Here is a 20,661-nt window from a genome sequence, read left to right on the forward strand (position 1 = left end):
AGATAGCATGCCTGATTTATCAAAACGTAGACAAAGACAACTAAAAAATGAAGGATATGACCTTGCCTTTCTTAGCCAGATTCAACCGCAAGGAAATATTGATTTTCAAAAGGATGACCGCTCCTGGATAAGTGGAGATGGATACCATACGGTCTTACACTATTATGAGTATCCAACTGAAGGAATGGATCGTTTTTGGCTTTCCGAATTGTTATTGATCCCTGGGACACGTTCCTTCCTGTCACTGTACAAGGAGGATAATAGACAGCTTCAAAAAGAGATTGAGGACTCTATTGAAGAGAAGTCAACACGGATTACAAACAATAGCAAACTAACCAATAATCGGAAAGAACTAGATGAAATTGACAATCTTAATAAACTAAGCCGTGAAATTGATAAGCGGAATATAGCTATGTATGGGATGTATATTCGTGTCTTTGTGTTTGCATCAACAAAAGAAGAATTATTTAAGAGGGTTGAAGAGGTCAAAGACAAGACGTCAAAATTCAAATCCACTATTCTATCTGGAGAATTAGATTTTGAATACCATGCCCCATTTATTCCAGCTGAATATCAGATTGATTTACCCAATCATCGAAGAGGAATACCGACTCCAGCTCACTCAATAGCTGGTGGATATTTCTTTAATCATACGAAGCTAGAAGATGAGAAAGGTTTCTATCTGGGATGGACTCCAACAAACGGAGCGGTAAATTTCAATTTTCTAGAACGTGACGGAAAAAGAACAAGATCCTTTATGATCCTATCTGGAAATCCAAAGATGGGACAGCGATCTTTTCTTATGAAACACACAGACGGTCTCTATGCGAAGGGGCATTATATTCGTAACTTTGATGCTACTGGCCAGTTTCTTGATCAGACACGAAAACAACATGGATTGATTCTTGATTTATCAGGTGAGGCTAACCGTATCAATATCTTCCAGGTGATTCCAACAGTAACCAATGAAGCGGGAACTGAAATTGATAAGAAGAAATCTTACAACCTTCATATCGAGAAACTGAAGAGTATCTATAAACTCCTGAATAATGAAGTGACAGGAGACGATTTAATCACATTTGGAACTCTCCTGAATGATTTCTATATTGAGGAAGAGTTGTGGGCTCGAAATCCTGCGTTGAATCCAGAAAAACTGAAAGCGACGGATATTGTAAAGGAAGAGTATCCCATTCTGTCTGATTTTATTTTGTTTGTTGATGCTTACAAACGTCGACTGGAACAAACTAGTGCGGATAAAGCTGAACACAAGGCTGTTAAGCGTATTTACAATACGTTTAACGAACTATTGACAACAAACGCAGAAATTTTCGAGGGAACAACCGAATTTCAAGATATCTCTTCAGAGCAAGTTGTAACATTTGACTTCTCAGGGTTGAAGAACGCCCCTCATTTGTTAAATGTTCAGATATTTTCTGTTCTTTCACTTGTCTCAGCTGATATTGTTAATAACGGAAAGCGTTGTAAGCAACTACTGAAGAAACGATCTGACTTAACGGAGATGGATATGCAACACTATATTGTTAATATTAGTGGGGCACAGACACTTATTAATCCAAAGCATGAAAGTAGTGTTAATCTCCTGGCTGATATGATCGATACAATGGGGGAGAATTTTGCTGGTGTTGTATTGTCTGTTAATTCACTACGAGGTATTCTGTTTGAGACAGGTATCGGTACTCATAAGGATCCGTATGTGACTGCTGTTCAGAGGATTTTTGGTTTGATGCAATATAGAGTTTTTGCTCAGACGGATGAAACCAGTGTGCCTCTACTAGCTAACGCCTTATCTGGATCGATGAATCAGTCTGAACTAGAGACTTTGCCTCGTCTGGCGAAAGGACAGTTATTCATGAACATTGCAGGAGTTGGAAATCTAGTATTTAACCAACAGTTGTTAGCTCCTGAAGTTGAACGCTATGGCGGTATTGAATAAGAAAGGAAGATAAACCAGGATGGCCAAAAATAAACTAGGAATGATTGCAAGGACTAAGCAGAGATTTGATCAATATGTGTTGATTCGTAAATATCGTATGAAACAAGAAAGAGATTATTTTGCTTCAGAGGGAGAATCTGATCCAAAACGCCTGGAAGCACAAAAGGAACGAGATAAGGAGTTTTTGAACGGTCTCAAGAAAATAGGTATAGGGTTTATTGTATTTTTAGTTTTTTATGGAATTTTGCGAACAATATTAGGATTGTGGTAGATAAGCGAGGTATCCATGAAAAAAATATTTAAACTGAAGATCCTCATTCCTCTTGTAGCTCTTCTATTAATTGTCAATGTTGGGATAACCATGTTAGTTGGGATAATGGGAGCTGTAACCAATAATGGAAGAAATGATTGTGGTGCCGTAGAAACAACATCTTCAACTAGCGATTCAACAGTTTCTTCAGCTGATGGTTCCATCGATGACTTTGTAAAAAAGCATAAGGAAGCCTATATCCTCTCTTGGAAGGCAGGAGGTTTCCTACCTTCAGCCTCTATCACTCAAACAATGATAGAGAATGGCTTTAATTTTACGAATCCCAATGGTACTTCCTTCTGGAAAGCTCACAATATGGGAGGTGTTAAAACCTCTAGCAAAAGTAATTTTCCAGTTACTCTGGCGACGTATGGTGAAGACAGTGTTGACCTAACGGGAACAAAGCCTGGAGCAAATGTTGGAGATGGCACAGGAGGAGCTTATACCTGGTTCTCTAGCTATGAGGCTGGGATTGTAGGGAAAGCTGAGTTTATGGCTCACCAGACGCTTTATAAAGGGGCTATAAACAATACAAATGGTATTGCTAGCCTATCTGCTATAGCAGATGGTGGATGGGCCACAGATGGCACTTATAAGAGCAAACTAACTGATATGTATCAAAAACTAGGTACGAAGTATCAGTGGCTTGATAAGGAAGCTATTGCTGCTCATGGTGAGAAGCCATATGAAGGATCCAGTACACAAGATGTCAGTTCTTCAGATAGTGCGGTGTCTTCTTCAGCTGAAAAAAGTGGATGTGGTGAGTCAGGTAGCAGTACCGATGGAACGGGAACTGTCCCTTCAGATGCGACTGCATGGGGGTATAAACCAGAAGACTTACCAGATAGCTTGAAACCATTCATTATTGATCCTAAGAGCTTAGGTATGGATTATGCTAAGTCTACAGGATGGTATAATCCTGGAAGTGACGAGTATGCTGGACAATGTGTGAATCTTACAATTAGTATTGGAAATCACTTATGGGGGCATTCTGGTTCAGTTCAAGGTAATGGGAAAGATCAGGCAGCAGCATGGGCATCAATATTTGGAAATTCAGTTAAGGCTACACCCAAAAGAGGCGCTATTTTTTCTACACAGGTAGGAGGTGGAGGATATGGTCATACTGGAATTGTATGTCATGTTTTCGAGAATAGCTCTATCTTATTTGTAGAACAAAATACACCTCTGAGTGGTTGGGATCAGTTCAAAACTCCATATACATGGAATTATCGTATTTGGACTAAATCACAACAACAAGAACAGGTAATCTCTTTTGCTTATCCAGATGACAGAGAAGCTAAATTAAGTTCAAATTAAAAGGAGGATATAAAATGATTGATTGGATAAAGGAGAATATGGTTGTATCGATTGTAGTAGGTATTCTATTGATTTTGGCAGGAATAGGGATTGTATCGAGTTTCAGGCCATCTCAACAAACTAAAATAGAAGAAGCTGCACAGGTGAGTTCTTCAGGAACCACTCAAAACGAGCCGTCTTCCAAAGAAGAAACAGCAGACGAGAAGAATTATCGGACAGCTAAGTTAAAACTAGAACGCCCCTACGTAGAGGCAAGCTCAGAAGACAAAAAAGAAGTGTTAAAAGCCTTTGAAGAAGCGGTAGCAGATATAAAAAAGACGAATTTTCTGCCAAATGTCAAGGGAACAATCGAGAATCATTTATCTATGACACAGAATGCGATGGTTCAAACCTTTGCGATGGCTCTTCTGACGAATCAGTATGATTTTCAACCTAAACAATTGGAAGTGATGCCAACTGAATCAGATGATGTGATTCAATTTTTGGTTGTTCTAACTAAGAATGGAGAAGAGAACAGCTATTTCGTTGGAAATTTCAATACTACGGTTCAACAAATCCAGCTAAAAGCCTATGTTGGTGGAAATATAGGTGGTACATACGGATAACAAGTTGCACAAAAAGTTATATAACTTTTTGTGCTTTTATATTGACAAGTAAAGTTGTTTTAGGTATAATTAAGTATATAAAAAGTTATATAACAAAATATACAATTATCCAAGGAGGGAATCATGAAGATTCAGACAACAAACTTAGGAAAAGGTGGCGGTGGTAAGACTACAGATACCTTTAATGAAGGGGATTGGTTGGCACGTGTTAAGGGGCTTAGAACACTACTCATTGATGGAGCTTGGGAATGCAATTTGACAAGAACATTTGATGTAAAATGTGAGAAAACCGTCTATGATATATTTACGACTGGAGAGTACGAAATTGTTCCAATATCAAAAAATCTCAGTTTGATTTGTGGTGATGAGCGTTTGACAGATGAGCAGTTAGATCTGGCTAGTCGAAACAACAAATATCTCCAGTTGTTTATGTGGTTTAGCGAACATTACGAGGAGTTAGAAGCACAATTTGATGTCATTCTGATTGATACGCACAATGACGAGAGCCTAGTTACAGCTAATTTTATAGCCGTATCAGATATTGTCTTAGCTGTTTCTGATGCCTCTCTTAATGGTTTTCGTGCCTGGTTATCTTTGAAAAATTTTGTAGATTTCATTAAGAGCGAAGCTATCGAAGTTATTACTAAGAAAAGCTATGTTAAAGCAGAACCTTATCTTATTGGGAATAAGATTAAGTACGTTGGAAACAATGTAACAGACACCTGCAAACAATTTTTAGAAGTTGTTGAAGAAGATCAGGCTTACCTGGGTTCTATCCAGGAGAAAGAGCTCATGGCCAAGAGTCTTGTGATCAGTCAGAGTGTCTTTGAGCAGTATGAAGAGATGACAGCTAACCAAAAAGAGACACATCAAAAGTTTTATGATAATATAAACTACGTATATGAAAATATTTTGAATGTGTTAGAAGGAGAGGTAGCATGACAGAGAATCGATTCGCACAAGTAAAACAAACATTCCAAAGTACACCAAAGAGAGAAAAGACTCTTTCCTCGAGGAAACAAAATCAGGAGGCTAGAAAGTCTCCTGACAGCTATAATAAAAAGCAACGTTTTCCTTTCTCTCTGCATCATAATGTTCGATATGATATGTTAGATGCTTTAGTAGAGTATCACGGTGAAAAATCAGCTTCATCTTATATTGAGAATCTGATTATAAGAGAATGGGAAAAGATGGAGAGAAAGAAAAAATAGCGTTCTATAGGGTATCTTACCAAAAACTATTTAGCCTCCACATATAAGGAGATAATAAATTTTAAAATATTACTGATGAAGTAGGAGGAATCTATGATGATTTTCATTGATATTAAAAGACTTGTTCAGCTGTTCTTTATTTTTATCGGAGCTATAGCAATCTATGTGTTCTATAAAACATTTGGACTTAGTATGGTGTTTATAATTGTTTTAGGGTTGGCCGTTTTAAAATTCGCTCCAGCTTTCCTTCCAGTTGTATTATTACTGTATTTGGGACTTCACTTTACAGGTGGTTTTTCCTTTATTGCAGATGGAATTGTGACGGTTTTATGGAGTATTATTTTGATTCCTATGGGGATAGCTACTATTGAAATGAGCAAATCCTATTTTAGTAAAAAAGAGAAACCCTGGTATGACAAGTAAGAGTTTATCTGAAAAGATAGGCTCTTTTTTTGTCAGAACAAAGGATTATTTGAACATTCAGGTCAAAATTTATTAAAATAAGCGTAATTTTAATAAGGGAGGATTCTGAATGGCTTTCTTTGATGAGAGAGAATTAAAAAATCAATTGCTGTTTCAAAATGCAAAAGAATTTTATAACTTTGTTTCTAGGTATGATGAGGAGATGATTCCAGTCATGAAAGCAAAGGGCTATACCTGTATTCATTCAATGGAGCGAACCGTTGCTTTTACATTTGGTGAGTTTACTTTCAGAAGAAGACGTTGGAAAAAGGGAGATCATTGGGTCATTCCAGTAGATGAAAAGTTAGGGCTTCAGAAGAACGTCCGCTTCTCCTGGGAATTTATGTATCAGGTGGCCAAATTATCTACTTTGATGCCATATGATAAAGTAACTCAGGTGATTCAATTGACTTATCACATCTCTATCACAAAGCCAATTGTAGTAAAAGCTGTAAAAATTTGTGAGAAGTTATTGGAGGAAAGAGAAGGCTATCGATATTATGAAGAGAATAAAGAATTTCGCAAAAGAAAAGCCCAGGTTATTTATATTGAGGGTGATGGTGTGATGGTTAAAGCACGTGATACACAAAAGGATAATAAACATTATGATTTATCCCATTTTGTAGTCCATACGGGAAGCCAGAAAGTTGGCAGCAATCGATTTGAACTCCAGGACAAAAAAGAATTTATTGGCCTTGACAACCGCTTAGTGAGGGAACAGGTGATCGATTATCTATTCAATAATTATGAAGTTACGGATAGGACTTTATTGATTACGAATTCTGATGGAGGTCATGGATATACACCCTATGTTTTCAAAGAGATTGCGAAGGTTTTGCGAATTAAACGCCACGAACATTTCTGGGATGAGTACCATGTAAATAAAGAGTTAAAGAATTATCTAAAATTTTACTCTGAAGATCTATTAGAGAGAGCTTTCCAGGCGATTAAGCAACATGACAAGCAGTTAATGAGAACTGTCCTAGATACAACTGAAAGTTATATCGAGACAGAAGAAGAACAAGAGTCATTTGAGAAGTTCAAGAGTAAAATATTGAGAAATTTCCAATTCACTAAACCAGCTGAACAAAGGGGATTCAGTCATGCAGGAATCGGGATAATGGAGAGTCAGCATCGTAAGGTCACTTATAGAATGAAAAAAAGAGGAATGTACTGGACACTTGCTGGAGCTGAAACGATGAGTCGGATAATTGTTTTGAATTATGAGGATTCCTTGAGAGAATTATTCTTTGGCAACTGGAGAGAAGATTATGAAAAATTTATTTCTTTAGAGGAAATTTCTGCTTATACCATTAAAAAGAGAATGAGTAAAACGGATAAAGAAAATACATCTAGATATCAATGTTACCCTGATAGTAAAAGATTATCCTACTTCCGAAAACAATAGAAGTACATAATAAAGTATATAAAAAGTTATACAACAACAACCTTTGAAAAAAAAAGGTCTTTTTGTGCTACAATCAAACATAAAATGCTTGCACGGTGTGTAAAAATGTGTTATAATCTACTTAAATTAATCGAATAAAAAAAGACGAAAAGTGCGCTAACACTTCTCGCCTTACCGAGTAAGAACTCGTCCTTCTTACTCAGTCTTTAATTAATGATACCTGATAAGTGTATCAATGTCAAGACTGAGCAAGAAATTTGTTCAGTCTTTTTTTAAAACTCGGTGATGTTCTCCTAAAAAATGTATGAATTTAGGCGTTCTAAAAAATTCTACCGCATACGGATACTAGTTTTTACTTGACAAGTCCCGCTTTAAATAATAGAATAGTTAAAAACCTTTAAAGCAGTCCAGAGAGGCAGCTAAGGTTAGACGGTGAAAGGGTGGATTCTACCCATTTTTCGTGGAACCTTGCTGTTGGCAGGTTCCTTTTTTGTAGTCTTTTTGAAGGAAGTTGGGCTGATAAGAAAGATAAGAGGAGAAACACATGCGTGAAAGTCGCCCAGTCATAGCTCTGGATTTTCCAAGTTTTGAAGAAGCCAAGGAGTTTTTAGCCCTATTTCCAGCAGATGAAAAGCTCTATGTCAAAGTAGGAATGGAAATCTACTATGCTGTAGGGCCTGAAGTTGTCCGCTATTTGAAGTCATTAGGACATAGTGTCTTTTTGGATCTCAAACTGCATGATATTCCCAATACAGTCAAATCAACCATGAAAATCTTATCCAACCTAGGAGTTGATATGACCAATGTGCAGGCAGCAGGTGGAGTTGAGATGATGCAGGCAGCGCGTGAAGGATTGGGAGATAAGGGGATTCTCATAGCGGTGACCCAATTAACCTCAACCTCGGAAGAACAAATGCAGGAGTGTCAAAATATCCAAACCAGCCTCCAAGAGTCGGTTATCCACTATGCCCAGAAAACAGCTGAAGCTGGTCTAGATGGAGTCGTTTGCTCGGCTCAAGAAGCCAAGCTTATCAAACAAGCAACTCATGAAGACTTTATCTGTCTGACACCAGGGATTCGCCCAAGAGGGACAGAAGCAGGAGATCAGAAACGGGTAGTAACCCCAGGACAAGCTTACCAGATTGGCAGTGACTACATCGTAGTTGGGCGTCCGATTACGCAAGCAGCTGATCCAGTCGCAGCCTACCATGCCATCAAAGAAGAATGGACACAAGATTGGGTTTAAAAAGAAGATTCATTTAATACTATAAAAAGGAGCACACCATGACACTTGCTAAAGACATCGCTAGCCATCTATTGAAAATTCAGGCCGTTTACCTCAAACCAGAAGAGCCCTTCACATGGGCATCAGGCATTAAGTCACCGATTTATACGGACAACCGTGTAACGCTTGCATACCCAGAAACACGCAACTTGATTGAAAATGGTTTTGTGGAAGCTATCAAAGAAGCCTTTCCTGAAGTAGAAGTGATTGCAGGAACTGCAACAGCAGGGATTCCACACGGAGCCATCATCGCTGATAAGATGAATCTGCCATTTGCTTATATTCGTAGCAAACCAAAAGACCACGGAGCAGGCAACCAAATTGAAGGCCGTGTAGCCCAAGGGCAAAAAATGGTCGTTGTTGAAGATTTGATTTCAACTGGTGGCTCAGTTCTTGAGGCCGTGGCTGCTGCCAAGCGTGAAGGAGCAGATGTTCTAGGTGTTGTAGCTATCTTTAGCTATCAACTAGCAAAAGCAGATAAGAACTTTGCGGATGCTGGTGTCAAACTGGTGACCCTTTCAAACTATAGCGAGCTTATCCACCTAGCCCAAGAAGAAGGCTACATCACACCAGAAGGACTTGACCTTTTAAAACGATTTAAAGAAGACCAGGAAAATTGGCAAGAAGTGTAGAAAAATCAAAGAGTTTTGAGAAAGAGACTTTCATAATATAAGAACGCATCATATCAGGTGTAGAAAAGCTTGATATGATGCGTTTTATTGTGGAAATGTTTTTCGAAGTTTCTAGTCAAATTGAGTTTTTGTTCTGATTATTGGATTTATACTGTGAACAATGTCATAGAAGGTAGATTAAGTAAATGTTCCAATACAAGAATAAATATTAGAACTAGATAAATGTGTTACTAATATTTGAATCGGGAGTTTCTTCGATAAATTCAACGATATCATTTGGAAGACAATCTAAAATGAGACATAGCTTTTCTAGAGTTAGTAAAGTTATGTTTTTGTTTTTCTTTAAGCTGTCAAGAGTTTTGTTATCAACTCCGGATTTTAATAACTTATATTGAGAAATTTCTTTTTTCTTCATTGTAGCCCAGAGTGGGTTAAAACTGATTATCGTCATCAACTCCTTTTATTTAATTATAAGAAAAAAGTATCTGACTTCATATTGTGTATATATCCACAATATGATAAAATAACTAGGAAAGGAGAGTTATAGATGAATAAGAGTGATATTATTTCTCAAGAGGAGAATGAGTTAGATTATTTTTTAGGAATTATTCCGGATGAATATAAGTCAGATTTGTTTGATGAATGGACTATTTGGGAAGCTTATGTAAAAGGGCGGTTACCAAATAAACATTGGTCTGAAGTTTTTGATAATGGGACATACCATTCACTTGATGTCATTACTGCAGAAGGCAAAAAATATGAATATTATCCTATCGCTAATCCGCAATCATACCAGACTGTTTTACAAGAATATCTTTCGACAATAGAAGAGCCTAAACGGAGTAGAAACTTAATAGTTGAAGCTGCTATTTGGTCTAAAAGAGTAGAAGACCTGACTAAGTATTTTTATATAGTAGATGGAAAACATGTTTCTCTTATCAACCTGAAATTAAGTGTTTTGGGATGGATTTTCAGAATTTTAGGTTCATTGTTCTTAGTTGCCTATATGGATAGACTTGGTGAATTTTCTAGTTCTGGTTTAGGAATCTTAAGTAAACCTTTTGAATACTCCCTTTGGGTGGGAGCATGGGTTCTGCTATGGTCTCCAATTTATTTTGCTTATCAACGAGTGAAGCATGAAAAACCAATAGCAAATCAAGTAAAAGAACATAAGGATGAAGTTGCTCAAGCTAGAAACTATTGTATAGAGAAATTGAATAGTATCCCATTTGTTTATGCAAGGCAACAAGCAGGATTAGATATTCATTTTGATGCTTTTGCTTATATGGTTAATGTAATTGATCAAGGTAGAGCCTATGACCTAGGACAAGCGCAAAATATGTATGAAGATTTGATAAGGACAGAGCAATTAAATTATCAGTTTCAAGAATTACAAAGAAAAGTTGATTACAATAACAAAATGACAACAATTAATACATTTACAAATTTAATGAAATAATAGATTAGGAGAAATAAGATGTTTGGAAAACCGAAATATGAAAGTGATATTGATCAAACAGATAGAGATATGTGGTGGGGTTTTGCCATTTTTATAACTGTAATGTACTTTTTAGTCAAAGCAACTTACTATGTCGCATTGCCGTTTTATACTTTATTTACTCAGTTATTTGAAGAAAAAATCCAACAGAAAGAATATTTAAACTGGATGCGATTTTTGCCTTTGACTTGGTTTATGAGTGGAGAGACCAAAGAAATGAGACGAGCTGCTGTGAGCTGTACTATACTGCCGATTTCGCTACCTTTATTTTTAATTTTTAATTATCTATATAGTATTAAAGTAATTGGCGATAGCTTTTCCATTTTTATTCTGATTTTATTTACATGCAGCATAGGAGGTATTATAGGTACTGTTCGAAATTATCGTTTTTCTAAAAAATATATTAGATAGTGTAGGTATGTTAAAGAGAGAATCATTGAAAAGTCAGGAAAATAAAGATGGATAGACAAAATACTAACGAAAAAAAGACTTTGAAAAAAGGTAGAAGAGGTTGGGTAATCTCAGCAGCAATTGTCGCACTTTTAGGAATTTTAGCTGGAACTGTTGTGTTGCAAAATCAATCGAGTCAAAACCAAGGAAAATCTGAAAGTGTTACTGTTTCAGATTCTTCTTCAAAAGAAAAAGAATACTCAACAACTGATACTATTAAAGAAACAGAGAAGAGTTTCCCACCTAAAGTAGATGCCAAAGAGGAATTGTCCAAAGTATTTGTAGCTACTAAAGAAGTTGGTGTTGAAGATTCGATTAAATCTCTCGATAAATCATATGAAAAATTATCAGAAATAACGAAGGTAGAGGAAAAGCTTAAGTCACAGGTAACAAATGAAGGTGAAGAAGCAGTTAAGCAAGTTTCTAGACAAGAGGTAGGTAATAAAGATAATAAAATACTGGAAAAATCTGATAGCTTAACTAAAAAAGTTGAGGTAGAAAAAACGACATTAGAAAAAGGGAAGCTGGTTGTTCGACCAGAACTTCCATCACTTGTAGTTACAGATGACAAAGGTATTTCAGCTGTTCAACAAGAGCTACCAGAATTGGTAGTTAGTGACAAAGGAACACCAGAAGTTCAGCCTAAACTACCTGAGTTGGTAATTAGCGAAAAAGGTACTCCTGAAGTTCAACCTAAATTACCTGAGTTGGTAATTAGTGAAAAAGGCACTCCTGAAGTTCAACCTAAATTACCTGAGTTGGTAATTAGTGACAAAGGAACTCCAGAAGTCCAACCCAAACTACCTGAATTGGTAGTTAGTGAAAAAGGCACTCCTGAAGTCCAGACTAAACTTCCAGAGTTGGTGGTTATCGAAAAAGGAACTCCTGAAGTTCAAGAAAAATTACCTGAAGCTAAGCCGGAAAAAGATAAGGTCTTAGATAAGAAGGAAGAGAAAAAAGAAGTTGAAACTAAAGTTACAACTCCAACTGTTCCAGAAAACAAAGACCAAACAACTGGTACTCCAACTAAAGAAGAAAAAACTTTAGAAGAGAAAAAAGATAAGGTTGAAGGTAATAACCAAGCAACTTTACCAGGAAACAAAGAACAAGTTGAAACTGGTAAAACTAATACTGTAGTTGGTGAAAAAACAACTGAAGAAGTTATTAAACCTGCTACTCCAGCAAAACCAGAAGTGCCTGCTAAACCAGCAGAAGATGGAAAACCAGCTGTAGAAGCTCAGCCAGCCATTCCAGCTCAGCCTGAAGTTAAAAAAGTTGTAACTACTCGAACTGAAGTAGAAACTTCTGTAATTGAACCTGGAGTCCAACATGTCCCAGATGCAAATCTTAATGTTGGTGAAACTCAAGTTGTTCAAGAAGGTGTTGCAGGAAAAACAGAAACAACTTACACAATTACCATTGAAAATGGTGTAGAAGTTAGTCGTGTAGCAACAGGAACTCAAACAATTCCTGCAGTTGATAAAGTTATCCATGTTGGTGCTAAAACTTCTAAAGAAGTAGTTCGTACTACAAAAGAAGAGGTAGTTCGTACTCCTATTCTTCCTGGTACAGAATACGTTCCAGATGAAAACTTAGATGCTGGAGTAGAAAAAGAAGTGAGAGCTGGTCAATCTGGTGAAAAACTTGAAGTCTATACTGTAACACTTGAAGATGGTGTAGAAATTGGTCGTACTCTTGTTTCTTCTACTCAAAAAGATGCAAAAAACAGAGTTGTTCATGTAGGAACAAAAGTTTCTAAGAAAAATCTTGAAACAGTAACTCGAGAAACTCACAAAGTTGAACATAAAGTTACTAGCAGCACAAATCCAGACCTTCCAAAAGGCGAGAAAAAAGTAATTCAAGTTGGCAAGGATGGTTCTTATGAACTTGTAACTATTGTTGTCACTACTCCAGATGGAAAAGAAGTTTCTCGTGATGAAAAACGAGAAAATGAAGTTCCTGCAGTTTATGAAATTGTTGAAATCGGAACCGGTGAAAATGTTGAAACAAGCCGCACTTCTCGAACAGTTGAAGTAAATTACGAAACTGAAGAAGTTAAAGATGAGACACTAAATGAAGGGAAACGTGTAGTAGAAACTAAGGGTCAAAAAGGTTCTTATACAGAAACTACAATTGTTTACGGAAATGGTCGTTCATCTGTAGTGAAAAGTGATGAGGTCAAACCTGTTAAAGAAGTTGTTCGAGTTGGAACACATAAAGTTTTGACAGAAAACAAAACTCGAGTTGAGCGTAAAGCTGGAGAAAACTTCAAGACTGTAGAAGTTAAAAGTGACAAGCTTTTCTCTGATCAACGAGTTGTTAAAACTAAAGGTAAAAACGGTGAGATTATCGAAAACTACAAAGACTACTATGAAGATGGTAAACTTGTTAAGAGTGAACTAGTCAATACTGAAACTGTTCCAGCAGTTGATGAAGTAGTCGAAGTTGGAACCAAAGATCGTTACACTTATGCTAACGAAGACAAAGTTATTACCGCTGTAGGTGAAAAACGAGTAGCAGATTCTAATCTTTTTGAAGGTGATGAAACTGTTGAAGATGCTGTAAATGGTAAAGAAACTTACAAAGTTAAGTACAGTAATGATGAAAATCAAAACCGTACAGAAGTCAGTCGTGAACTAATCAAAACTGTCCCTGCAAAACAAAAAGTTGTTCATTATGGAACTAAGAAATTGATGTCTAAAGTTACTGAAGAAGAAACTGAAACAATTTCTCATGGTTATCGAACAGAAAATGATGCTACCCTTTTCGAAGGTGAATCTCGTACTGAAGATGGAAGTGACGGTTATAAACGTTACCGCAAAGTTATTTCAGTAAACAACAAAACCGGTGAAAGAACTGTTAAAAGTCGTGAGCTAGTTGAAACTAAGGATGCAGTTGATACCATTACCTTTAAGGGAACAAAAGAACGTTATACTTATGTGAATGAAGATAAAGTCATTGTTTCTGTAGGTGAAAAACGAGTAGCAGATTCTAATCTTTTTGAAGGTGATGAAACTGTTGAAGATGCTGTAAATGGTAAAGAAACTTATAAAGTTAAGTATCTAAATGATGAAAATCAAACCCGCACAGAAATCAGTCGTGAACTTATCAACTCTGTTCCAGCAAAACAAAAAGTTGTTCATTATGGAACTAAGAAATTGATGTCTGAAGTTACTGAAGAAGAAACTGAAACAATTTCTCATGGTTCTCGAACTGAAAATGACTCTAACCTTTTTGAGGGTGAAAGTCGTACTGAAAATGGGCGTGACGGCTTCAAACGTTACCGCAAAGTTATTTCAGTAAACAATAAAACTGGTGAACGAACTGTTAAAAGTCGTGAGCTAGTTGAAACTAAGGATGCAGTTGATACCATTACCTTTAATGGTACTAAGAAAAAACGTGTCGCTGATCCAACAGATGTCATTGTTCCAACAAGTGATGACAATTATGATATTGATGGCACATGGAAAGATATTAAGAGTTTAGGTGAAAACGGTTTAGATCCGAACAATGAAGATCACCGCAGTGCTAAGTATCTACACGATAATCTTTCTCAAGCTGATAAAGATCGTGTGGCTGTTGATGAAACAGATGACGGAGATGATCTTCCTCGAGACATGGGACTTGTCTCAGTTTGGAAAGCATCACGCCTTTCTCAAGCAGAACTTGACAAGCTTGAACAGATTATAGATAATCGTAAACTTAATGAACACTTCATGGAACTTCTTAATGAAGAACGCACTCGTAAAGGCTTGACTCCTGCAACAATCGCAGCAGATGATAGCGAATTAACTCGAGTTGCTAATATTCGTGCTAATGAAATGGCAGATCATGGATCTTTACGTTATCAAGGTAAGAAGGAAGGTAAGCATAAACGTCCTGATGGTTCTCGTTGGTCAACTGCTTATGATCCAGAGTTCTACAAACAAACAAATGCAATGACAGAAAACGCAGCAGAAGCAACTGATGTTTGGGATATTGTGAGTCTTACAAATGAAAAGGCATTAGCTCATAATTTCTATACTAGATGGAAACACTCTAAAAGTCACTATGCAGCTATGATGATGGGAGATGGTTATAGCCCAGCAAACAAGAATGTACAATTCCGTGTAGCTCTTGGATTTGCTAATCATTCACTAACCTCTGGTAAAGCAATTAATGTTGTTGCTATGATGGAAATTGCATCTATGATGGACTAGATAAAAACGAACAAGATAAGATTCTGATTACCAGAATTCTAGCCTTGTTCGTTTTTCTTTTTAAAACTTAGTCGACTTTTCCACCTTCAACAACCAGGTCATCTGCTTTAGCAGCGTCACCGTAGGTTGGGTGAAGTGTTTTTTCATAAGCCTTGTGGAAGAAGTTTTCTTTACCTAATTTTTCGATTTCTTGGTTAATGTAGTCAAGTAATTCTTGGTTACCTTTTTGAACTGCTGGTGCAATAGTATCTGGATTACCAAGAGAAGTAATTCCTACTTCATATCCCTTGTTTTCAAGTGCCCAAGCTAGAACTTCAGTATTGTCAGTAGAGAAGGCATCTCCACGTCCATCAAGAAGGGCTTGGTAGGCGTCGCTATATTGATCGTATTTTTGGAGTTTTACTTCTGGGTGATTTTTCTCAAAGTAGGTTTCTGCAGTCGTTCCTTTTGTAACGATCAAGGTTTTGCCTTCAAGTTCTTTAACGTCCTTGATGACTTTATCTTTTGGTGACACAACACCGAGAGAAACTTTCATGTAAGGAAGGGCAAAGTCAACTTGTTTCTTACGTTCGTCAGTCACTGTAAAGTTGGCAAGGGTGATATCAACCTTGTTAGAAATCAAGTATTCAGCACGGTTGGCAGCATCGACAGAAACGTATTTAACCTTGACACCAAGATCTTGTGCTAATTGATTCCCTAGTTCGATATCATAACCTTGGTAAGAACCGTCATTATCAACATAACCAAATGGTTTTTTGTCTCCAAATACCGCGATTCGAAGTTCACCACTTTTCTTAATTTCATCAATAGTACGAGCTTTGGCAGTCGCCTTAGCAGATGAAGCATCAGAGCTTCCGCCTGAACTACAAGCTGTGACGAAGATAAGCGCAAATGCTAGAGCAAAAACAGTTAGAATTGGTTTAAGTAGTTTCATAATAATCTCCTTTATTGATTATAGATATGAGCCAAACTGGCTAAAGTCAAAGACGTTTAAAAATTCTTGTGCTCGTTTGGTTTGTGGATTTGTGAAGAATTCTTGAGCAGTTCCTTCTTCAGCAATTTTTCCTTGGTCTAGAAAGATAATGCGGTCCGCAATGGCTTGGGCAAACTGCATTTCATGGGTTACCAAAATCATGGTACGACCTTCTTGGGCCAAGTCATTGATGAGTTCTAGAACCTCACGCACCATTTCTGGATCCAGTGAAGCAGTTACTTCGTCAAAGAGGATAATTTCTGGATGCATGAGCAGGGCACGGACGATCGCAACCCGTTGCTTTTGTCCACCAGATAATTGACGAGCGAAGCTATGTTTTTTGTCTAGAAGTCCAACTCGTTCCAGTAGTTGTAGAGCTTCTTCAGTAACCTCTTTTTTGTCTCTCCCTTGAGCCTTGATAGGGCCTAGGATGAGGTTTTGAAGGACATCCAAGTGAGGAAAGAGTTCATAACTTTGAAAGACCATACCAATCTTTTGGCGAACCAGGTGAAAATCTTTTTTATTTTCAACGATGGACTGGCCATCCAGCAGGATATCTCCTCCTTGAATACTTTCTAAACCATTGAGACAGCGAAGAAGGGTACTTTTCCCACAGCCAGATGGTCCTAGGATGACGACCACTTCCCCCTTTTTAATATCTAAAGAAAGTCCTTGGAGGATAGGATTGTCTCCGAAGGATTTTTTTAGTTCCTTGATTTCTAAAATAGTTTCAGACATTTAGTTCCTCCAATGTTTTTCTAGATGAGTAGATAGTTTGGAAATAGGGAAGCAAACTGCGAAATATAAGACTAGGATGGTTCCGTAAATCCAAAAGGAAGCGGTTGGGATGGTTAAGCGATTGCTATCAATGATTTGTTGTCCAACCTTGGTAACTTCAACAACCCCAATCAAAACAACCAAGGAAGTTGTTTTAATCATACGAGTGACAAGATTGATGGCTTGCGGTAGAAGCCTTCTCAAAACTTGAGGGATAATGATATGGTAGTAGAGTTGCACTTTAGTTAAGCCAAGCGCCTGCCCACTCTCAAACTGATGTTTGGGAAGGGAAGTGATGGCACCACGAACCAAGTCCCCCATCTCAGCTGTTCCCCAAAGAGTGAAAACGATAATAGCAGAAGCCTCACCAGAGATATTGATATTAAAGTTTCGAGCCAAGCCAAAGTAAACGATGAAAAGGAGCACTAGCTGCGGCATGATACGGATAAATTCTAGATATAAGCGTGTCAAGAAGCGAATCACTCTAGAATGAGAAGTCATGATAATTCCCATCACCGTTCCGAAAATCATGGATAAGAGGACAGACAGGATAGAAATACCAATCGTGACGCCCAATCCCTGTAAGATTCTCAGGAGATTATTTCCCTGAAAGAGTACTTGCATTCCCGAATCCTGCATGACGGAGCCTCCTTTCTATCCAACTAAAGACTAGCGAAATAGGTAGAAGCATGATAAGGTAAGCAACCACCAACATAGCTAACGCAATATCTGTCTCATAGTAGAGTCCTATCAAATCCTTAGCAACATACATAAGGTCAGCAAGGGCAACTGCTGAGAAGACAGATGTTTCCTTTATGAGGAAAATAACATTGGCACTAAAGGATGGTAGAGCAACCGCTGTCGCTTGTGGCAGAACCACGTAGCGAAAAACCTGAAATGGAGTAAGCCCAATGGCTAAACCGATTTCATGCTGGGTTTGACTGACTGCTTCTAGCCCGCTTCGGAAGGATTCTGCCATGTAGGAACCACCTAAAAAGATGAGCCCGACTGTTGCACAGACTTCTGAAGAAAGAACAATCCCTATTCTAGGTAGGCCGAAGTAGAGAAAGAAAAGTTGTATCAAAAGGGGTGTATTTCGTGAAAGTTCGATATAGGCTGTTGCCAACTGGGAAAAAACAGGAAGGCGGTAATGCCGGATGACACTGACGATGAGCCCCAGCAAAAAAGAACCTAGAATTCCCCAAACTGCAATATGCAAGGTCAGAAAGAATGCCTTTTGATAGAGTGGTAGATATTGTTCAACAATGGACCAATCCAAAAGTAGAACCTCCCATCTAGAAAAATGATACAGTTATTGTAGCATTAAAAGAGAGCTTTGGATAATATGTATTTTTTATTGCCGTTATAAGGATTTTTTATCATAGACATAAAATTTCTGAAATTTCCAAACAAAATATTTGAAAAGTTTTGAAAAAAGAGTTAAGATGTTTTTGTAATATACAAAGTAAGCGCTTACTTATTAAGGAGGATATTTTATGTCATATAAAACAAGCAATGCAGAAGGTCATGTAGATTTCATCAATACCTATGATTTAGAGCCCATGGCGCAACAAGTTATTCCTAAAGCAGCATTTGGCTATATCGCTAGTGGAGCAGAAGATACCTTTACTTTACGGGAGAACATCCGTGCCTTTAACCACAAACTCATCGTTCCGCATACGCTTTGTGATGTGGAAAATCCAAGTACAGAGATTGAATTTGCAGGTGAAAAATTGTCTTCACCAATCATTATGGCGCCTGTTGCGGCTCATAAATTGGCAAATGAACAAGGTGAAGTAGCTACTGCGCGTGGTGTACATGAGTTTGGTTCTCTTTATACAACCAGCTCTTACTCTACTGTAGATCTTCCAGAAATTACAGAAGCCCTTCAAGGGACACCTCACTGGTTCCAATTTTACTTTAGTAAAGACGACGGAATCAACCGCCATATCATGGACCGTGTGAAGGCTGAAGGTTATAAAGCGATTGTCTTGACAGCAGATGCTACTGTAGGGGGCAATCGTGAGGTTGATAAGCGTAATGGTTTTGTCTTCCCAGTTGGCATGCCGATTGTTGAAGAATACCTGCCAGAAGGTGCTGGTAAATCAATGGACTTTGTTTACAAATCAGCTAAACAACGCTTGTCTCCACGTGACGTAGAATTTATCGCTGAATACTCAGGACTTCCTGTTTATGTCAAAGGACCACAATGCCGTGAGGACGTTGAACGTTCGCTTGCTGCAGGAGCTTCTGGTATCTGGGTAACCAACCACGGTGGTCGCCAAATCGACGGTGGACCAGCTGCCTTTGACTCACTTCAAGAAGTAGCAGAAGCAGTTGACAAACGCGTACCAATCGTCTTTGACTCAGGTATTCGTCGTGGTCAACACATCTTTAAAGCCTTGGCTTCGGGAGCAGACTTGGTAGCTATTGGTCGCCCTGTTATCTATGGCTTGGCCCTTGGTGGTAGTGTCGGTGTACGCCAAGTCTTTGAACACTTGAATGCGGAATTGAAGACAGTCATGCAGTTGTCTGGAACTCAGACTATTGAAGATGTCAAACACTTCAAACTCCGTCACAACCCATACAACCCAACCTTCCCAGTTGATCCTCGTGATTTGAAATTGTATTGATAAAAAGCTTGCCTCCACTTGATGTGGAGGTTTTTGCATATATTTAATCACTTTTGTCATAAAGATTTTAAAAAAAGAGAAAAATTTGAATTTTATAGTTGACAAATGTAGATTTTAAGAGTATACTGATAATTGTAATTGACAAATGTAGATTTTGGAGGTGTGCTGATGCAGATTTCGGATGCAGAATGGCAGGTCATGAAGATTATCTGGATGCAGGGAGAACAGACTAGTACTGATCTCATAAAAGTATTAGAGAAAAGGTTTAGCTGGTCTAAATCCACGATCCAGACACTCTTAGCCCGTCTGGTAGAGAAAGAATGTTTGACTCGGGAAAAACAGGGCAAGTCCTTTGTCTATTCGTCCCTTTTAACGCTAGATGATAGTAAGGGCTTAATGGTTCAGGATATCAAAGACAAGCTTTGTTCTCGAAGAATAAAGCTCTTGCTAGCTGATTTGATTGAAGAATGTGACTTTACCCTAGCTGACTTGGAAGGCTTGGAAGAAGTAATTTCAAAGAAAAAAGCAAGTGCTGTAACAGAAGTAAGATGTAATTGTATGTAAAGGAGACGCTATGTTAAATCTATTTGTATCTATTATTGTTCTAGGATTGATTGCTTTTATCCTCTTTTGGTTTTTCAAAAAACCTCAAGAAGACGGTAAGAGAGCTCAACAAAAGAATGGCTATCAAGAAATTCGAGTGGAAGTCATGGGGGGATATACTCCAGGAACTATTATTCTAAAAAAATCGCAACCTGCTCGCATTATTTTCGATCGAAAAGATCCTTCACCTTGCTTGGACCAAATCGTTTTTCCAGACTTTGGAGTGCATGCAAATCTGCCTATGGGAGACCAATATGTGGTTGAAATCACTCCTGAAGAAGCAGGTGAGTATGGTTTCTCTTGTGGCATGAATATGATGCACGGTAAGATGATTGTAGAATAGG

General features: G+C 37.8%; 21 protein-coding genes. 16 read left to right on the forward strand and 5 right to left on the reverse strand.

Features of this window, described 5'->3' with window-relative positions; translation table 11 throughout:
* Nucleotides 1–7 precede the first annotated feature (7 nt).
* The 10 genes from QM867_RS05095 (at nt 8) to pyrE (ending at nt 9,184) form a co-directional block, all read left to right on the forward strand.
* Nucleotides 8–1,954: a virulence factor gene (locus tag QM867_RS05095; RefSeq protein ID WP_414315279.1), complete on the forward strand. Its 1,947-nt coding sequence runs from the start codon at nt 8–10 to the stop codon at nt 1,952–1,954.
* Nucleotides 1,955–1,973: 19 nt separating this feature from the next.
* Nucleotides 1,974–2,225, forward strand: a complete 252-nt coding sequence (locus QM867_RS05100) for a hypothetical protein (protein ID WP_001107250.1) — start codon at nt 1,974–1,976, stop codon at nt 2,223–2,225.
* Nucleotides 2,226–2,240: 15 nt separating this feature from the next.
* Nucleotides 2,241–3,581, forward strand: a complete 1,341-nt coding sequence (locus tag QM867_RS05105; protein ID WP_414315280.1) for a CHAP domain-containing protein — start codon at nt 2,241–2,243, stop codon at nt 3,579–3,581.
* 14 nt (nt 3,582–3,595) lie between these two features.
* Nucleotides 3,596–4,186 carry a hypothetical protein gene (locus tag QM867_RS05110; RefSeq protein WP_006154511.1) on the forward strand — a complete coding sequence of 197 codons (591 nt, stop codon included), beginning with the start codon at nt 3,596–3,598 and terminating at the stop codon, nt 4,184–4,186.
* Between the two features lie 123 nt (nt 4,187–4,309).
* Nucleotides 4,310–5,128, forward strand: a complete 819-nt coding sequence (locus QM867_RS05115) for a ParA family protein (protein ID WP_006154569.1) — start codon at nt 4,310–4,312, stop codon at nt 5,126–5,128.
* Nucleotides 5,125–5,397, forward strand: coding sequence for a hypothetical protein (locus QM867_RS05120; RefSeq protein WP_000138497.1), 273 nt, complete (start codon nt 5,125–5,127; stop codon nt 5,395–5,397). Before QM867_RS05115 ends, QM867_RS05120 begins: the two co-directional genes overlap by 4 nt.
* A 93-nt stretch (nt 5,398–5,490) precedes the next feature.
* Nucleotides 5,491–5,820 carry a hypothetical protein gene (locus tag QM867_RS05125; protein ID WP_000972579.1) on the forward strand — a complete coding sequence of 110 codons (330 nt, stop codon included), beginning with the start codon at nt 5,491–5,493 and terminating at the stop codon, nt 5,818–5,820.
* A 109-nt stretch (nt 5,821–5,929) separates the two neighbouring features.
* Nucleotides 5,930–7,267, forward strand: coding sequence for an ISLre2 family transposase (locus QM867_RS05130; RefSeq protein ID WP_000863692.1), 1,338 nt, complete (start codon nt 5,930–5,932; stop codon nt 7,265–7,267).
* 544 nt (nt 7,268–7,811) lie between these two features.
* The gene (gene pyrF / locus QM867_RS05135; protein WP_414284421.1) at nt 7,812–8,513 is read left to right on the forward strand and encodes an orotidine-5'-phosphate decarboxylase; all 702 of its coding nucleotides are present in this window, start codon (nt 7,812–7,814) and stop codon (nt 8,511–8,513) included.
* 38 nt (nt 8,514–8,551) lie between these two features.
* Nucleotides 8,552–9,184, forward strand: coding sequence for an orotate phosphoribosyltransferase (gene pyrE / locus QM867_RS05140; protein ID WP_281334807.1), 633 nt, complete (start codon nt 8,552–8,554; stop codon nt 9,182–9,184).
* Between the two features lie 214 nt (nt 9,185–9,398).
* Here pyrE and QM867_RS05145 read toward each other — a convergent pair whose 3' ends face one another.
* A complete protein-coding gene (locus tag QM867_RS05145; protein WP_414315281.1) occupies nt 9,399–9,635 on the reverse strand; it encodes a helix-turn-helix domain-containing protein in 237 nt (78 codons plus the stop codon).
* A 96-nt stretch (nt 9,636–9,731) separates the two neighbouring features.
* On the opposite strand from QM867_RS05145, the gene QM867_RS05150 reads away from it, so the two are divergent.
* Genes QM867_RS05150 through QM867_RS05160 form a run of 3 tightly spaced genes read left to right on the forward strand, consistent with a single transcriptional unit; the run spans nt 9,732 to nt 15,331 of the window.
* A complete protein-coding gene (locus QM867_RS05150) occupies nt 9,732–10,643 on the forward strand; it encodes a hypothetical protein (RefSeq protein WP_281334806.1) in 912 nt (303 codons plus the stop codon).
* A gap of 18 nt (nt 10,644–10,661) precedes the next feature.
* Nucleotides 10,662–11,093, forward strand: a complete 432-nt coding sequence (locus QM867_RS05155; protein ID WP_281334805.1) for a hypothetical protein — start codon at nt 10,662–10,664, stop codon at nt 11,091–11,093.
* A 47-nt stretch (nt 11,094–11,140) separates the two neighbouring features.
* On the forward strand, nt 11,141–15,331 hold the full coding sequence (locus QM867_RS05160; protein ID WP_281334804.1) for a G5 domain-containing protein: 4,191 nt from the start codon (nt 11,141–11,143) through the stop codon (nt 15,329–15,331).
* Nucleotides 15,332–15,398: 67 nt separating this feature from the next.
* Here the strand turns inward: QM867_RS05160 and QM867_RS05165 are convergent, their stop codons facing one another.
* The 4 genes from QM867_RS05165 to QM867_RS05180 are packed head-to-tail and all read right to left on the reverse strand — an operon-like array spanning nt 15,399 to nt 18,360.
* Nucleotides 15,399–16,265: a cysteine ABC transporter substrate-binding protein gene (locus QM867_RS05165; protein ID WP_414315282.1), complete on the reverse strand. Its 867-nt coding sequence runs from the start codon at nt 16,263–16,265 to the stop codon at nt 15,399–15,401.
* A gap of 18 nt (nt 16,266–16,283) precedes the next feature.
* Complete coding sequence (locus tag QM867_RS05170) at nt 16,284–17,042, reverse strand: amino acid ABC transporter ATP-binding protein (RefSeq protein WP_004252334.1); 759 nt, start codon at nt 17,040–17,042, stop codon at nt 16,284–16,286.
* A complete protein-coding gene (locus QM867_RS05175) occupies nt 17,043–17,720 on the reverse strand; it encodes an amino acid ABC transporter permease (protein WP_075232219.1) in 678 nt (225 codons plus the stop codon).
* Entirely contained in the window at nt 17,680–18,360 is a 681-nt protein-coding gene (locus tag QM867_RS05180) for an amino acid ABC transporter permease (protein WP_000384100.1), read from the reverse strand. The genes QM867_RS05175 and QM867_RS05180 overlap by 41 nt, the downstream gene beginning before the upstream one ends.
* Nucleotides 18,361–18,577: 217 nt before the next feature.
* Between QM867_RS05180 and lctO the strand changes: the two genes are divergently transcribed.
* The 3 genes from lctO to QM867_RS05195 all read left to right on the forward strand — a co-directional run bounded on the left by lctO (nt 18,578) and on the right by QM867_RS05195 (nt 20,660).
* Nucleotides 18,578–19,714, forward strand: a complete 1,137-nt coding sequence (lctO, locus tag QM867_RS05185; protein ID WP_414315283.1) for an L-lactate oxidase — start codon at nt 18,578–18,580, stop codon at nt 19,712–19,714.
* A gap of 168 nt (nt 19,715–19,882) precedes the next feature.
* A complete protein-coding gene (locus QM867_RS05190) occupies nt 19,883–20,278 on the forward strand; it encodes a CopY/TcrY family copper transport repressor (protein ID WP_075232217.1) in 396 nt (131 codons plus the stop codon).
* Between the two features lie 10 nt (nt 20,279–20,288).
* A complete protein-coding gene (locus QM867_RS05195) occupies nt 20,289–20,660 on the forward strand; it encodes a cupredoxin domain-containing protein (protein WP_075232216.1) in 372 nt (123 codons plus the stop codon).
* Nucleotide 20,661 lies beyond the last annotated feature (1 nt).

This window comes from Streptococcus infantis (genome assembly GCF_047463635.1).
Lineage (GTDB): Bacteria > Bacillota > Bacilli > Lactobacillales > Streptococcaceae > Streptococcus > Streptococcus infantis_W.

What these genes read in the sequence shown, in the direction of transcription:
- QM867_RS05095 (WP_414315279.1), top strand. Translation starts at nt 8, where the DNA reads ATGCCTGATTTATCAAAACGTAGACAAAGACAACTAAAAAATGAAGGA.
- QM867_RS05100 (WP_001107250.1), top strand. Translation starts at nt 1,974, where the DNA reads ATGGCCAAAAATAAACTAGGAATGATTGCAAGGACTAAGCAGAGATTT.
- QM867_RS05105 (WP_414315280.1), top strand. Translation starts at nt 2,241, where the DNA reads ATGAAAAAAATATTTAAACTGAAGATCCTCATTCCTCTTGTAGCTCTT.
- QM867_RS05110 (WP_006154511.1), top strand. Translation starts at nt 3,596, where the DNA reads ATGATTGATTGGATAAAGGAGAATATGGTTGTATCGATTGTAGTAGGT.
- QM867_RS05115 (WP_006154569.1), top strand. Translation starts at nt 4,310, where the DNA reads ATGAAGATTCAGACAACAAACTTAGGAAAAGGTGGCGGTGGTAAGACT.
- QM867_RS05120 (WP_000138497.1), top strand. Translation starts at nt 5,125, where the DNA reads ATGACAGAGAATCGATTCGCACAAGTAAAACAAACATTCCAAAGTACA.
- QM867_RS05125 (WP_000972579.1), top strand. Translation starts at nt 5,491, where the DNA reads ATGATGATTTTCATTGATATTAAAAGACTTGTTCAGCTGTTCTTTATT.
- QM867_RS05130 (WP_000863692.1), top strand. Translation starts at nt 5,930, where the DNA reads ATGGCTTTCTTTGATGAGAGAGAATTAAAAAATCAATTGCTGTTTCAA.
- pyrF (WP_414284421.1), top strand. Translation starts at nt 7,812, where the DNA reads ATGCGTGAAAGTCGCCCAGTCATAGCTCTGGATTTTCCAAGTTTTGAA.
- pyrE (WP_281334807.1), top strand. Translation starts at nt 8,552, where the DNA reads ATGACACTTGCTAAAGACATCGCTAGCCATCTATTGAAAATTCAGGCC.
- QM867_RS05145 (WP_414315281.1), bottom strand. Translation starts at nt 9,635, where the DNA reads ATGACGATAATCAGTTTTAACCCACTCTGGGCTACAATGAAGAAAAAA.
- QM867_RS05150 (WP_281334806.1), top strand. Translation starts at nt 9,732, where the DNA reads ATGAATAAGAGTGATATTATTTCTCAAGAGGAGAATGAGTTAGATTAT.
- QM867_RS05155 (WP_281334805.1), top strand. Translation starts at nt 10,662, where the DNA reads ATGTTTGGAAAACCGAAATATGAAAGTGATATTGATCAAACAGATAGA.
- QM867_RS05160 (WP_281334804.1), top strand. Translation starts at nt 11,141, where the DNA reads ATGGATAGACAAAATACTAACGAAAAAAAGACTTTGAAAAAAGGTAGA.
- QM867_RS05165 (WP_414315282.1), bottom strand. Translation starts at nt 16,265, where the DNA reads ATGAAACTACTTAAACCAATTCTAACTGTTTTTGCTCTAGCATTTGCG.
- QM867_RS05170 (WP_004252334.1), bottom strand. Translation starts at nt 17,042, where the DNA reads ATGTCTGAAACTATTTTAGAAATCAAGGAACTAAAAAAATCCTTCGGA.
- QM867_RS05175 (WP_075232219.1), bottom strand. Translation starts at nt 17,720, where the DNA reads ATGCAGGATTCGGGAATGCAAGTACTCTTTCAGGGAAATAATCTCCTG.
- lctO (WP_414315283.1), top strand. Translation starts at nt 18,578, where the DNA reads ATGTCATATAAAACAAGCAATGCAGAAGGTCATGTAGATTTCATCAAT.
- QM867_RS05190 (WP_075232217.1), top strand. Translation starts at nt 19,883, where the DNA reads ATGCAGATTTCGGATGCAGAATGGCAGGTCATGAAGATTATCTGGATG.
- QM867_RS05195 (WP_075232216.1), top strand. Translation starts at nt 20,289, where the DNA reads ATGTTAAATCTATTTGTATCTATTATTGTTCTAGGATTGATTGCTTTT.